We start from the raw sequence: 14,443 nt of genomic DNA on the forward strand, positions 1-14,443 counted from the left end.
CGCAAAGTTTAAAAATTTTCATCTATGGATGGTAATGCTTACATTAGCAGCATTTTTTATCGCTTCAGGTTTAGAAACCTTTAGAGTTAATTTATCTATGTGGAATGTTTCTTTAATGTGCTGAGCTACCACTTCGGCAACAGTTTCTATTAATGTAAAAGAATTACTTTCAATAAGTTGGGTTACGCTTTTGCATAAAGCATCATAATCAATAGTATTCTTTAAGTTATTATTAATTTTGCTGCTATCTAAAGGAATACTAATATCTAAGAGGAGACGCTGTTTGATGCGCTGTTCCCACTCATAAACGCCAATAAAAGTAAAGACAGCTAAATTTGAAACACTAAGCGTATCCATAAGTTGCCATTAATAAAATAAAACAACTATTATAACCCTGAAAAAAACGCCAGTCATGACTAGTCGCTATCGCGAAATGATTTGTTTTAAAATTATCCATCTTGCAGAGTATTATCATAAAAAAAATATAAAAATTCTGCAGGAACCACTGCATCCTGCTAAGCTCGCTGCTGCTGCAAACCTGCACTTTTCGTAGTTGCATCCGATTTCATTCGGCTTTTACCCACCCTCAAATAACACAACGTACCCATCCCGATGAAAAGATATCCGACCAAAACACTAATGACCATTGTTTGCCCTCACTGGGGGGGAGACAGGCAATATATTATTCATCGGATGAGCAAGCGTGCATCGTTCCACATCCAAGGACTTTGCGCAAAGCACGTGAGAATGTTAAGCAGATGGTCGCAGGTGGAGTCTCTCTGCAAAGGATCAGAAATTATCTTTCAAATTGGGCTACTTGGTGGCTGAGGACAAGCGGGCATTGGCACTATCTTGAGTTATTGAAATGGTATTTGGCTGTGTGTAGAGACGAGATGTGTTCAGTCCTGGCACACAGCCTGATTTATAAATACAAACTTAAAGACGAGGCCCGGCAACATGCCGCGGTTGCGATAATAGGCTCGTAATTTTTTCAATTTCGTTTGTACTGACTTCATCAAGCTGGCGGATAGCCGCCAAATCGACCAGCGGGGAGGCGCCCGACGTTGCATGCCACGCGCCGCCACGAGCCACACCAAAATCCGAAGAAAGATTCGAACCGAAAAGAGAAGATACTAAGCCAGTAACATAATTATAAAAATTTGTAGAACGTTTAAATTCACCATCGAATTGAGGTGGATAAAATGGCGTATTAGGGTCACAATAGCGCTGCAATATATGTACAGGCAGTAAGCGCTGTAGCTTACCAATTAACTTGGCCCAGTAGGCATCCCGCTGTGGCCGGGTAAGCGTATTAAAATTAGTATTATAGTCCTGATAAGCAACGCAAAGTGGAGTTACATCAAAATGATTTTCGGTATGCTCTTCGGTAACGGATGTTGTTGTACCATCTGGAATGCCTAATGCATCCAGGTTAGGCCTGTCATAAGTATGGGTATACGTTAAACCGCCGCCTGCATCAACAGGAGTAGTTACTTGTTTATATTGTTCTAAAAGCGCTGCTCGGATTGCATCGCCTGCTTCGGTTTCTGGTATGCAATGAAGCATCATCTCTATCATTTTAAAATCTTTAGCCCAAAGCGCATATTCAAAGGCGGTGATATTTTCAAAAGTGCGTCCCGCCCAATCCGTGACATCGCCACGCTCTAATAAAAATTTAGGAGATTTTTGCAATAACTCTTTTGCGTAAAGGTGCGATTTAAATAAATTGCCAGCGTCACTGGCTTTAACAGGTACATTCGCTTCCTTGCTTTCCATACCATACGCTACTGCCAAGAGTAATTGATTAGTAATTTTTCTTATTCGAGTGATATCTGCTTCTCTATGAAATCGTGAAGTGGCGCCATAAGCACCTCCGGTTACATATTTAGCAATAACACCGGTGACATCCTCACAGCTACCTATTGTTTCATTATAATTGGAATGTGGGTTTTCGGCCCGCTCTATAGTGCCCGGTTCTATCGTTTCACTATAAGAATGTGGCTTTACGGCCGATTCTATAATGGCCGGTTCTATAATTTTGTAAATATCTTGTTCAAATTTTGTCTTAAAAAACCAGGATGCTTTAGCCCATTGAATCAGTTGATTAACGCGATTTTCATCGGGATTTTTTTTGTATCCAAACAATCCCCATGACAATCTTGGCGCAGATAGCCAAAAACCTGCTTTTTTATACCAAGGTAATTGATGATATTGAGTCAATAACGTTTGATAGGTGGGAGCAGGAGTTGGCATGTCGTTTTCTCTAAAGTTATCAAAACCAACATTATGCCATAATTATTGCATTATGGTCAAATTTAATACAATTAAAAGTTGGGATGCAAGATTTCTTTCATTTGACCTAAACATTTCGCGATAGCGACTGACTGTACCCAAAGGTTCGTGGAAAAGCTGGATTTATAGGGGTTGATTTTTTCGGGCGGAAAAGCGATAGCATAAAATAGTATTTCCAAAGAATTTTGGGTATATATTTACACTACTTAAAAGTCGCTCAAACTAGCATTTTCAAGTCGCTTGGGTGATACTCAAGAAACTTTTAATTCTATTATTTATCTCCTGAAATTTTATGAATACATTAAATCAGTCTGTTTTTCTTCGTAGTCTGCAAAAAAAGCCTATTGAAAGAACCCCGGTTTGGATCATGCGCCAAGCAGGGCGTTATTTGCCTGAGTATCGTAAAGTACGTGAACAAGCGGGAGACTTTTTAACGCTCTGTAAAACACCTGAATTAGCTTGCGAAGTTACTTTGCAGCCTTTACGCAGATTTCCTTTAGACGCAGCTATTTTATTTTCTGATATTTTAACTATCCCTGATGCCTTGGGGCTTGGCTTACATTTTATTGAAGGTGAAGGCCCTTGTTTTTCTAATCCGATTAAAACCGTGGGGCAAGTGGATAGTCTTGCAATTGAGGTCATAGAAGAAAAGTTAGATTACGTAAATCAGGCAGTCCGTTTAATTCGTAGAGAAATGCCTGCTGATTTACCCCTGATTGGATTTTCCGGAAGCCCATGGACCTTGGCATGTTATATGCTTGAAGGGGGGAGTAGTAAAGAATTTAAGCAGGTTTTGAAATTTCTCTATACGGAATCTTCCGCGATGGAGCGGTTACTTGCAAAGCTTACAAGCGCAATTATTGATTATTTATCTATGCAAATCAGGGGTGGAGTAAATACAGTAATGCTCTTCGATACATGGGGTGGTATTCTTAGCACCCCTAATTATTTAAATTTTTCTTTAAAATACTTAAGTACCATTGTCCAGGAAATAAAAAAGAAATATCCCGCAATTCCCATTATCTTATTTACAAAAGGGGGAGGACAATGGTTGCAGTCAATTGCCAAATCAGGCTGTGATGCCATTGGAGTGGATTGGACCTGTGATTTAAAAAGAGCCCGAGGGGAAGTGGGTCATATGGTAGCATTACAAGGCAATCTGGATCCCGCCGTCTTACTAACCAATCGTGAGTGTATACGTCAACAAGTGAAAAATGTATTGGAAGCATACGGTGAAGGAACCGGTCATATTTTTAACCTCGGCCACGGAATTACCCCCGATGTTCCGCCAGAAAATGTAAGCTTTATGGTGGAAGCCGTAAGAGAATTTTCTGAAGGAGCGAGATTCTCTTAATTTCACTTCGGATTATTTATGTCTTGGGAATAGCGCTACGGCTATGATATGCAGGTTGACGGCGAAGATTGTGGCGCTTAATTCATTTGTAGGTTACAGCCTTCGCCATTGTCATATCGCCCATACTTTTATCCCCAGCTTCTTACGGATGGTTATAATGATAACCACTGCTTTCGTGATAAATACCAGTGAAGTAATAACCGCGGTCCCGGTAATGTCAAAATAATAAGTGGCTGGTATTGCTAGTAATATGATTAAAATTAGCTCCACCAGTCCTAACTGCAGCAATAACCTTTCATAGCCAGCAAAAACTAAAATTACAGGGGCGATACGGCTAATACAAGCTCCCATCATGCCGATGGTTAAAATAATCAAAGCAGGATAGGCTTGGACATACTCAGGTCCGTAGTGGTTAAGTAGTTGACGCGAAAAGAGAATGATCAGTAAACCCACACATAGCACTAAAGAAATAATCAGTTTATTCGTCGTTTTTAGTTTTTCCTGTAATTGCTTACGACCCTCTAATGAGTCTAAGTGAGTCGCTAAATTTCGTTTTAAAGGTTGTAAAACACTGGGAGGAATCATCCATAAAAATCCAATAATCACTAATATTGCGGCATAATGGCCTACGGCTCCCTCACTGGAAGCAAACAGCTCGACGATAAATAGATCGATCGCGGAAAATACGGCTAAGATAATGTTGTTTACAATTAATCCGGCTGAGGTTTTTAACCATTTGCCTTTAGTCAAAGAGATGGTTCGTGCCTTTTTAATGCTTTGCTTAATTAAATTAATTATTTCTTTATTAAGTAAGAAAAAAGCGATAAGGATCAATAGCATAAACGTAGTAAATAAAACAGTAACAATATGAGAGTTAGATAAAGTAGGGCCAACAAATACAATCACCATAAAAAACAAAAATACCTGAAGAAAGTAATTTAAAAAATCAGTTACCATCGCGGAAAAATAAATACGCTCCGAAAGTAATAGCAGGCTACTTAGAGCTATAACCAGCGCAAAAAAAGGGACTAACCATAAGGTATAGGCTGCTAAGTGATAATCCTCAATATGTTTAATGCCAAGATAGTGCAGGTAGTTCATTATTATAAAAGTCGTTAAAGCAATAATTATTGAAATGAAGAAAGTGACTGAAAGGAGTTTGGTGTTCCAGGCAAGATAGTTAAGTGCCTCTTCTCTACGATTTAAATCTAAATATTTCGCTAAAAATCTTTTAGTTCCTACCTGTGTGCCAAATAATGCCAATTCAACCATAATGGTTAGCACTTTGATGGCGACGCTGTAATCCCCATAAATATGTGCAGATAAATGACGAGCTAAGATAACATTTAGCGAATAGTTGATTAAATAAGAGCTGGTATTCAACCCTAAAAGAACTAAAGGGATCTTTATTTCTTTATTCATAATCTTTGAATTGGGTAATTTATATGAAGTATAGAAGAGAATAATTATGATAGGGGCTCATCTTAATGGGCCCATTGCTCGAATGTGAAATAAATTATTTTGCAGATTGCGAAATAAATTCTTTGCTTAACTGTAATGCCATTTCTAAAGACTGCTCGTAATTAAGACGGGGGTCTACCAATGAGCAATAAGCATTTTCCAAATCTTCCTCAGAAAGTCCTCTTGCTCCCCCGATGCATTCGGTAACATTTTCACCGGTTAACTCAAAGTGTACCCCGCCTAAGCAACTATCCATTTTATGATGGATCTCCACTGCTTGTTTCAGCTCTGATAATATATTATCAAAATGACGTGTTTTTATCCCTGAGTCCGTAGTTTCCGTATTACCATGCATGGGATCACAAGACCAGGTAACGGGAATTGTGGTAGATTGAACTGCTTTGATTAAGGGGGGTAAAAGTTTTTCTATACTATCTGCTCCCATTCGACTAATTAAAACAATCTTCCCCTCTTCTTTTTGAGGATTTAATTTTTTTACAATATCTTTTACCCACTCTATAGTGGCACTAGGTCCTACCTTGACTCCCACCGGGTTTTGGATACCTCTAAGGAATTCAACATGGGCGCTATCTAGTTTAGCGGTGCGCATTCCAATCCAGGGTAAATGAGTTGAAAAATTATACCAGAGGCCATCTGAAGATTTACGGGTAAGTGCTTGCTCATAATGTAAATTCAATGCTTCATGCGATGTATAAAAATCAACATTACTTAAATTACTACTGCGCAATCCATCAATCGCTTTTAAAAATTCGAGGGAGTCGGCAATAGAATGTACTATGGCGTTATACTCTTTTGCTTGGGAAGAGTGCTCGACAAAACTTAAATCCCAACGTTGCGGATGATGAAGACTGGCAAATCCACCTGATAGAAGTGCACGAATATAATTTAAAGTCATCGCAGCACAGCTGTAACCTTGTAGCATTAACTTGGGGTTAGGAGTACGTGCTTGCTCATTGAATGCGGGAGAATTAACTAAATCGCCCCTGTAGCTTGGCAGAGTGACCCCATCAATGGTTTCAAAATTAGAAGAACGGGGTTTTGCGTATTGGCCTGCTATGCGACCGACCCTAACAATGGGCTTACGCATGCCATGAATTAACACCAAGCTCATTTGTAAAATAATTTTTAATTTATTACTAATAGTTTCTGCGCGGCATTCAGAAAATGACTCTGCACAATCACCCCCTTGCAAAATAAAAGCTTCATCGCGGCCAGCTTTTGCAATGGCTGCTTTCAGGTTATTTATTTCTCCTGCACTAACCAATGGGGGGAGGGAGCTTAACTGATTAACAATACGTAATAGCTGGCTTTCATCAGGATAAGAAGCTGCTTGTTCATATCTATAATTCGTCCAGGAAGTTAAAGACCAGTTTTGCATTGTTAACGACCAATTTGCATAAAATCGCAAGTATGCAATGATCTACTTAATCCTGCAAGTGTAGGTTAGTCAACATTCGTGAGTAAAGAGGATATTTGGCTTTGTTACCCAAAACATTTATTTATATTTACAGGCTTGATTTTTTGTTGTTCATCCCCACATAAACAACCAATAAATTCTGGAGTTTTCTATGAGCGAGAAAAAACACAAAGATTGGAAAAAATTTCAAGAAGAGGCACTTACTAAGGAAGAACAAGAAGTAGATGAGCTTTTAGATGAAGAAGACGAAGAGTTGGAGCCAGAAGAAGGGGCTTTAGAGCATCCTTCCTATGCCTCCTTAGAAGAGAAATTGACTCTTGCTGAACAAAAAGCCCATGAAAACTGGGAAAAATCCGTGCGGGCTATGGCTGAATTAGATAATGTACGTCGTCGTGCAGAACGTGAGGTCAGTAATGCCCACCGCTATGGGTTAGAACGCTTTGTTTCTTCCTTGTTGCCGGTTATCGACAGCTTGGAACAAGCTTTACAGGTTGCTGAAAAACAAGACGACTCTAATATGCAAGAGGGTTTGGAGTTAACCATGAAGTTATTTCTGGATGTTTTGCAACGGTTTGACATCAAGCAAATTAATCCTGAGGGCGAGGCGTTCAACCCGCAATTACATGAAGCAATGTCAATGCAAGAGATTCCTGGTGTTGAAGCAAATACGATAGTTAATGTTTTCCAAAAAGGATATACCTTAAATGATCGCGTTATTCGACCAGCACGCGTTATTGTGGCTAAAGGAAACTAACAGAAAGGTTGATTTTTTTTAAACAGACCCCATATGTGAGATATTGCTAAATAATAATTTTATTTCGGAGCAGAAAAATAATGGCAAAGATTATTGGTATTGACTTAGGAACTACAAACTCTTGCGTGGCAATTATGGAAGGAGATAAACCCCGCGTAATTGAAAATAGTGAAGGCCATAGAATTACTCCTTCTATTGTAGCTTTTACTGATAATGATGAAATTCTTGTTGGACAAGCTGCGAAAAGACAAGCGGTAACCAATCCTGATAAAACTTTATTTGCGATTAAGCGTTTGATTGGTCGTAAATTTGATGATCCAATTGTTCAGAAAGATATTAAAATGGTGCCCTATAAAATCGTTAAAGCTCCGAATGGTGATGCTTGGGTACGTGTGAAAGATGAAGACAAAGCCCCTCCGCAAATTTCTGCAGAAGTTTTACGTAAAATGAAAAAAACAGCAGAAGATTATTTGGGTGAAGAAGTAAAAGAAGCCGTTATTACTGTACCTGCTTACTTTAATGATTCGCAAAGACAAGCAACAAAAGATGCAGGGAGAATTGCAGGCCTTGAAGTAAAGCGTATTATCAATGAGCCAACTGCCGCAGCGCTTGCTTATGGAATGGATAAGAAAAGAGGCGACTCCGTAATTGCCGTTTATGACTTGGGAGGCGGTACCTTTGATATTTCTATTATTGAAATTGCCGAAGTGGATGGCGAGCACCAGTTTGAAGTCTTGGCAACTAATGGTGATACCTTCCTCGGTGGTGAAGACTTTGACTTGGCGCTTATTGAGTATTTAGCAAGTGAATTTAAGAAAGACAGCGGTATTGATCTGCATAGTGATCCGCTTGCTTTACAAAGATTAAAAGAAGCGGCTGAGAAAGCAAAGATTGAACTGTCGTCTGCCCAACAAACGGATGTAAATCTTCCCTACATCACCGCAGATGCTTCAGGTCCAAAACATCTTAATATTAAATTGACTCGTGCCAAGTTAGAGTCCTTGGTAGAAAAATTGGTAGAAAGAACTATTGCACCTTGTCAAACTGCTTTAAAAGATGCTGGTCTAACTGTGAATAAAATCAATGAAGTTATTCTTGTGGGCGGTCAGACTCGTATGCCTTTAGTACAAAAAACAGTACAAGAGTTTTTTGGTAAAGAGCCACGTAAAGACGTGAATCCTGATGAAGCAGTAGCTGTAGGAGCTGCCATTCAAGGAGCGGTATTGTCCGGGGAAGTAAAAGATATTCTTTTATTAGACGTAACCCCACTTTCCTTAGGTATTGAAACTTTGGGCGGGGTCATGACCAAGCTTATTGAAAAAAATACCACTATTCCAACTAAAGCAACTCAAGTATTTTCAACAGCTGATGATAACCAAACTGCGGTAACTGTTCATGTATTACAAGGTGAACGTGAACAAGCCTCCGCAAATAAATCATTAGGTCGTTTTGACTTGTCAGACATTCCTTCAGCTCCACGTGGCGTACCACAAATTGAAGTAACGTTTGATATTGACGCGAACGGAATTCTGAATGTTTCTGCCAGAGACAAAGCAACCGGCAAAGCGCAATCAATTGTAATTAAAGCGTCCAGTGGATTAAGTGAAGAAGAAATTCAAAATATGGTAAAAGACGCCCAATCGCACGCTGAAGAAGATAAGAAATTTAAAGAGCTGGCAGATGTGCGCAACCAAGCTGATAACTTAATTCATACCAGTGAGAAATCCTTAAAAGATTTAGCTGGTGAATTAACGGAAGAAGAGAAAAAGGAAATAGAAACAGCGATTGCTGATTTGAAAGAAGCAACCAAGAGCAACGACAAAATTCAAATTGAAGACAAGTTAAAAGTGCTCAGTAATGCATCTGGAAAAATGGCAGAGCGAGTATATGCTAAAAAATCTGCTGAAGGACAAGCACAACCCGAACAGCAAGCTGAACAATCTTCTTCTAAAGCAGATGAAGGCGTAGTGGATGCTGAATTTGAAGAAGTTGATGAAGATAAGAAGTAAACGGTTTGGGCGCGGACAAACAAAACTTCGCGCCCTAACGGTCGCGGCTCCGAATAATATTTTATGTACAATGTGAGTTTTAAATGCAACACGATTATTACGAACTTCTTGGCGTAAGCCGAAATGCTTCCGAGGCCGAAATTAAAAAAGCCTATCGGAAATTAGCCATGAAGTACCATCCAGACCGTAACCCCAACGATGAGGCAGCGGAAGACAAATTTAAAGAAATACAAAAAGCCTATGCTATTTTGTCTGACCCTCAGAAAAAAGCAGCTTATGATCAATTTGGTCATGCCGGTGTAGAGGGGCATATGGGTGGAGGGCCCGGTGGTTTTGGTGGGTTTGGTGATGTCTTTGAAGATATTTTTGAGAACATTTTCTCAGGCGGACGAAGACAGCAACGCTCAAGGTCTCAACGTGGGTCCGACTTGCAGATGAATGTGCAGATGACTTTAGAGGAGGCTGCTATAGGTAAGCAAGTGGAAATTAATGTTCCCCGTCATGTGCAGTGTAAATTGTGTGAAGGCTCAGGGGCTAAAAAAGGCACCCAACCCAAGAATTGTGAAACATGCAGTGGAATTGGACAGGTTCGAATTCAACAGGGCTTTTTTTCTATACAGCAAACCTGTCCCACGTGTCGTGGAGAGGGTAAAGTCATTACTGACCCTTGTTCTAACTGTCATGGTCAAGGCAGAGTGCATGACTCGAAAAAGCTAACGGTTAAGATTCCTGCCGGGGTAGATAATGGGGATAGAGTGCGCTTAAGCGGAGAAGGCGAAGCCGGAATCTATGGAGGTCCTCCGGGCGATTTATATGTTCAAGTTTCTGTCCTCCCTCACGGGATATTTGAGCGTCATGAAAATGATTTGCATTGTGAAGTTCCTATCAGTTTTACCACAGCAGCCATAGGTGGTTCTATTGAGGTGCCTACTTTAGAGGGTAGGGTTACTTTAAAAATTCCTGCGGAAACGCAGACGGGGAAATCTTTTCGACTCCGTGGAAAAGGGATGAAATCTGTACATGGATATGGAACAGGCGATCTTCTTTGTAAGGTAGTAGTAGAAACACCGATAAATTTATCCCGAGAACAACAAGAGTTGCTAACGAAATTAGAAGAGTCGTTAGAAGCTAATAAACATTCTCCTCGTTCAAGCACATGGTTTGCAGGGGTGAAAAAGTTTTTTGAGGATATGAAATTTAATTAATAAACTACCAGTTCACAGCGGCGAACGTTAGCAAGCGGAGAATTTTTAGTGTATTTCCACGAAAAATAAAAATTTTCCAATTCTAACGCGCGTAGCTCGGATGTTCACATACGCTTGCCTGATCACATGTTATGGGCTGCATACCTTAATTCGAATTAAAACAAACCTTTATAATTAATTCCATCTATACCTAGACTACGCTACAATTGAACATTTTGAAATTTTCAGGGCTCACATGTTACGAAAACCTGCCATCCTGGTACTTGCAGATGGAACCACATTTGAAGGTATTTCTGTTGGTGCAGAAGGGCATTGCGTAGGCGAACTGGTTTTTAATACGGCGATGACTGGTTATCAAGAAATGATGACTGATCCCTCCTATGCCCGTCAAATTGTTCTTTTAACTACAGCTCATGTGGGGAACACGGGTTGCAATCTTGAAGATATGGAATCCTCACGCATATGGGCAAGTGGTATGGTTATGCGCGAATGTACGATTGTGCCTAGTAATTACCGTTCGGAACAATCACTACCGGACTGGTTGATAAAACATGGGGTGGTGGCGATAGCTGGAGTGGATACCCGACAATTAACGCTGCTTTTACGTGAAAAAGGGGCTATTAACGCTTGCATTAGTACTGAAGTAAATGTAGAAAAAGCGTTAAAATTAGCAAAGTCTTTTTCCGGCCTTAATAATTTAGATTTGGCAAAAGTTGTTTCTAGACAAACAGTCGAACGCTGGCATGAAGGTAGAGGTGAGTGGGCGCTGCATTCTAATCCTTTAAAGTACAATGTGGTAGCGTATGATTTTGGAATAAAACACAGCATATTGCGTATTTTATTTGACTTGGGTTGTCATATTACGTTAGTTCCAGCAAACACTACCGCAGAGCAAGCTCTGTCATACAATCCTGACGGAATTTTATTAGCAAATGGTCCTGGCGACCCCAAGGCCTGTGACTACGCAATTGCAGCTATTAAAGAATTCCTGAAAAAAGATATCCCTTTATTTGGAATTTGTTTAGGTTTTCAATTAATTGGTTTAGCATGTGGGGCTAGAACGACCAAAATGAAATTTGGCCATCATGGCGCAAATCATCCGGTACAAGAAGTAAGGGGTTCGCGTCGTGTTTTTATTACTAGCCAAAATCATGGTTTTACTATTGCAGAGGAATCGCTACCAGATACGTTACAAATAACGCATCGTTCGTTGTTCGACCAATCATTACAAGGTATACAACATAAAGAAAAGCCGGTTTTTGCTTTTCAAGGTCACCCTGAAGCAGCGCCAGGACCGCATGATATCGAAGGTATTTTTGAGCAATTTATACAATCCATGGCCGAAAGGTCGCATTCATAAAAAAGAGGAGCTTTTGTGAATAATTCCCATGTTTTTACTTCAGAATCAGTTTCTGAAGGCCATCCAGATAAAATAGCGGATCAAATATCTGATGCCATTTTAGATGAAATTATAAAACAAGACCCACATGCCCGTGTGGCTTGTGAAACGTTTGTAAAAACCGGAATGGTTCTGGTAGGCGGTGAATTATCGACCAGCGCCTGGGTAGATGTAGAAGAGATTACCCGCGAAGTTATTAAAGATATAGGCTATAACAGCTCTGAAATGGGTTTTGATTGGGCTTCATGTGCTGTCTTGTCCGCAATTGGTAAACAATCCCCTGATATTGCTCAAGGCGTGGATAATAAAGAAAGACAAACACTTGGTGCAGGCGATCAAGGAATGATGTTTGGCTATGCATGCCGGGAAACTGATGTTTTGATGCCCGCTCCCATAGCCTACTCTCATCGTTTAATGATGAAACAAGCGAGTTTGCGAAAACAACAGGTTCTCCCCTGGTTAAGGCCTGATGCTAAATGTCAGCTCACCCTTAATTATGTGGATGGAAAGCCGGTCTCGGTTAATACGGTAGTCTTTTCCACGCAGCACACCCCAGATATTAAACATGCTGATTTAGAAGAAGCGGTTCGCGAAGAAATTATTAAAGCAGTATTGCCAGAAGAGTGGCTGCTGAAAGACACCCGTTTCTTTATAAACCCTACTGGGCGTTTTGTAATTGGGGGACCTTTAGGAGATTGTGGTTTAACTGGCCGAAAAATTATCGTTGATACCTATGGTGGTATGGCACGGCATGGAGGTGGTTGTTTTTCAGGTAAAGATCCCTCTAAGGTAGATCGCTCCGGAGCTTATGCTGCAAGACATGTTGCGAAAAATATTGTGGCCGCTGGTATTGCAGATAAATGCGAAATTCAAGTTTCCTATGCAATAGGTGTGGCAGAGCCTACTTCTATCTATGTGGAAACATTTGGTACCGGGAGACTTGATGACCAGACTATCATTAAATTAATTCAACAACACTTTGACTTAACTCCTCAAGGAATTATTGACCATCATCAATTGTTAAGACCTATTTACAGACAAACTGCGTCTTATGGGCATTACGGTCGTGAGAATCTTCCTTGGGAACGCTTGGACAAAGTGAATGAATTAGAAACCGCTTTATAGGATTTAATAATGAATGTTGCAGAAATTTTAAATAATAAACAAACCGACTATAAAGTAGCGGATTTATCTTTGGCAGATTGGGGACGAAAAGAAATCGCCATTGCCGAAACAGAAATGCCGGGTCTTATGTCTCTTAGGGAGGAATTTTCACCTTCTCAACCCTTAAAGGGGGCACGTATTGCCGGATGTTTACATATGACCATCCAAACTGCTGTTCTTATTGAAACTCTTACTGCTTTAGGTGCAGAGGTTCGTTGGTCATCTTGCAACATTTTCTCTACACAAGACCATGCGGCAGCAGCAATTGCAGCCGCGGGCGTACCTGTTTTTGCCTGGAAAGGTGAATCAGAGGAAGAATATTGGTGGTGTGTGGAACAAACCATTCAAGGGCCTAATGGATGGGTACCTAATTTATTATTAGATGATGGGGGTGATTTAACCCAAATTCTACACCAAAAATATCCTCATTTATTAGCTGAAATTAGAGGGGTTTCTGAAGAAACCACCACAGGCGTAGCAAGACTCTATGATATGGCTAAAAATAATCAACTAAAAATGCCCGCCATTAATGTAAATGACTCCGTTACCAAGTCTAAATTTGATAATCTTTACGGTTGTCGGGAATCCTTACTGGATGGTATTAAACGGGCGACAGACGTAATGATCGCCGGGAAAGTGGTATTAATCTTAGGTTATGGGGATGTAGGTAAAGGCTGTGCTCAAGCATTACGCGGTCAGGGAGCTACGGTTTATATTGCTGAAATTGATCCTATTTGTGCACTACAAGCAGCCATGGAAGGATACAGAGTGGTTACCTTAGATGATGTAGCTGACCAAGTAGATATTGTAGTCACAGCGACTGGAAACTACCATGTAGTTACGCATGCGCATATGCAACGTATGAAAAACCAGGCCATTCTCTGCAATATTGGTCATTTTGATTCTGAAATTGATATACAAAGTCTTAAAAAATATCAATGGGAAAATATAAAACCTCAAGTTGATCATGTGATATTTCCAGATGGCAAGCGCTTGATTATCTTGGCTGAAGGGCGTTTAGTGAACCTGGGTTGTGCCACAGGACACCCAAGCTTCGTGATGTCTACCTCTTTTAGCAACCAGGTTTTGGCACAAATTGAGTTATTTAAAAATAGTGGGAACTATCAACACCAAGTGTATGTTTTACCCAAGCAACTTGATGAAAAAGTAGCTCGACTGCATTTGGCAAGAATAGGTGCGACCTTAACTCGGTTGACAAACGAACAAGCGGAATACATAGGTGTAGATGTTAATGGCCCTTATAAGCCGGACCATTACAGGTATTAATGCGGGTGGGCCGGCAGGCCCAACGCTGCTTTAGTACTTTAGAATGAAACCTGTTAGAAGCGCCAGCTCTGGATTTGCTG

At 40.3% G+C, this 14,443-nt stretch carries 11 protein-coding genes; 7 read left to right on the forward strand and 4 right to left on the reverse strand.

Going from position 1 to position 14,443, the window contains the following annotated elements; genetic code table 11:
• Positions 1-18: 18 nt before the first annotated feature.
• Positions 19-357, reverse strand: coding sequence for a dihydroneopterin aldolase (gene folB / locus EL206_RS07215; protein ID WP_058462171.1), 339 nt, complete (start codon positions 355-357; stop codon positions 19-21).
• A 579-nt stretch (positions 358-936) separates the two neighbouring features.
• Positions 937-2,253 (reverse strand): hypothetical protein, encoded by a 1,317-nt coding sequence (locus EL206_RS07225; RefSeq protein WP_141117175.1) that lies wholly within the window; start codon positions 2,251-2,253, stop codon positions 937-939.
• A gap of 331 nt (positions 2,254-2,584) precedes the next feature.
• On the opposite strand from EL206_RS07225, the gene hemE reads away from it, so the two are divergent.
• A complete protein-coding gene (gene hemE, locus EL206_RS07230) occupies positions 2,585-3,646 on the forward strand; it encodes a uroporphyrinogen decarboxylase (RefSeq protein WP_058461829.1) in 1,062 nt (353 codons plus the stop codon).
• 111 nt (positions 3,647-3,757) lie between these two features.
• Here the strand turns inward: hemE and EL206_RS07235 are convergent, their stop codons facing one another.
• Positions 3,758-5,068, reverse strand: coding sequence for an MATE family efflux transporter (locus tag EL206_RS07235; RefSeq protein ID WP_058461828.1), 1,311 nt, complete (start codon positions 5,066-5,068; stop codon positions 3,758-3,760).
• Positions 5,069-5,162: 94 nt separating this feature from the next.
• Positions 5,163-6,506, reverse strand: a complete 1,344-nt coding sequence (locus tag EL206_RS07240) for a 3-deoxy-7-phosphoheptulonate synthase class II (RefSeq protein WP_058461827.1) — start codon at positions 6,504-6,506, stop codon at positions 5,163-5,165.
• A gap of 190 nt (positions 6,507-6,696) precedes the next feature.
• Here EL206_RS07240 and grpE point away from each other — a divergent pair, with 190 nt between their 5' ends.
• From grpE to ahcY, 6 genes are all read left to right on the forward strand, one after another.
• The gene (grpE, locus tag EL206_RS07245) at positions 6,697-7,299 is read left to right on the forward strand and encodes a nucleotide exchange factor GrpE (RefSeq protein ID WP_058461826.1); all 603 of its coding nucleotides are present in this window, start codon (positions 6,697-6,699) and stop codon (positions 7,297-7,299) included.
• Between the two features lie 80 nt (positions 7,300-7,379).
• On the forward strand, positions 7,380-9,308 hold the full coding sequence (gene dnaK / locus EL206_RS07250; RefSeq protein ID WP_058461825.1) for a molecular chaperone DnaK: 1,929 nt from the start codon (positions 7,380-7,382) through the stop codon (positions 9,306-9,308).
• A gap of 83 nt (positions 9,309-9,391) precedes the next feature.
• Complete coding sequence (dnaJ, locus tag EL206_RS07255; RefSeq protein WP_058461824.1) at positions 9,392-10,513, forward strand: molecular chaperone DnaJ; 1,122 nt, start codon at positions 9,392-9,394, stop codon at positions 10,511-10,513.
• A 235-nt stretch (positions 10,514-10,748) separates the two neighbouring features.
• Entirely contained in the window at positions 10,749-11,873 is a 1,125-nt protein-coding gene (carA, locus tag EL206_RS07260) for a glutamine-hydrolyzing carbamoyl-phosphate synthase small subunit (RefSeq protein WP_058461823.1), read from the forward strand.
• Between the two features lie 15 nt (positions 11,874-11,888).
• Complete coding sequence (metK, locus tag EL206_RS07265) at positions 11,889-13,037, forward strand: methionine adenosyltransferase (protein WP_058461822.1); 1,149 nt, start codon at positions 11,889-11,891, stop codon at positions 13,035-13,037.
• Between the two features lie 9 nt (positions 13,038-13,046).
• Positions 13,047-14,363, forward strand: coding sequence for an adenosylhomocysteinase (gene ahcY, locus EL206_RS07270; protein WP_058461821.1), 1,317 nt, complete (start codon positions 13,047-13,049; stop codon positions 14,361-14,363).
• Positions 14,364-14,443: the final 80 nt, after the last annotated feature.

It is taken from the genome of Legionella adelaidensis (assembly GCF_900637865.1).
Lineage (GTDB): Bacteria > Pseudomonadota > Gammaproteobacteria > Legionellales > Legionellaceae > Legionella_A > Legionella_A adelaidensis.

What these genes read in the sequence shown, in the direction of transcription:
- EL206_RS07225 (WP_141117175.1), bottom strand. Translation starts at nt 2,253, where the DNA reads ATGCCAACTCCTGCTCCCACCTATCAAACGTTATTGACTCAATATCAT.
- dnaJ (WP_058461824.1), top strand. Translation starts at nt 9,392, where the DNA reads ATGCAACACGATTATTACGAACTTCTTGGCGTAAGCCGAAATGCTTCC.
- ahcY (WP_058461821.1), top strand. Translation starts at nt 13,047, where the DNA reads ATGAATGTTGCAGAAATTTTAAATAATAAACAAACCGACTATAAAGTA.
- folB (WP_058462171.1), bottom strand. Translation starts at nt 357, where the DNA reads ATGGATACGCTTAGTGTTTCAAATTTAGCTGTCTTTACTTTTATTGGC.
- grpE (WP_058461826.1), top strand. Translation starts at nt 6,697, where the DNA reads ATGAGCGAGAAAAAACACAAAGATTGGAAAAAATTTCAAGAAGAGGCA.
- carA (WP_058461823.1), top strand. Translation starts at nt 10,749, where the DNA reads ATGTTACGAAAACCTGCCATCCTGGTACTTGCAGATGGAACCACATTT.
- dnaK (WP_058461825.1), top strand. Translation starts at nt 7,380, where the DNA reads ATGGCAAAGATTATTGGTATTGACTTAGGAACTACAAACTCTTGCGTG.
- hemE (WP_058461829.1), top strand. Translation starts at nt 2,585, where the DNA reads ATGAATACATTAAATCAGTCTGTTTTTCTTCGTAGTCTGCAAAAAAAG.
- EL206_RS07240 (WP_058461827.1), bottom strand. Translation starts at nt 6,506, where the DNA reads ATGCAAAACTGGTCTTTAACTTCCTGGACGAATTATAGATATGAACAA.
- EL206_RS07235 (WP_058461828.1), bottom strand. Translation starts at nt 5,068, where the DNA reads ATGAATAAAGAAATAAAGATCCCTTTAGTTCTTTTAGGGTTGAATACC.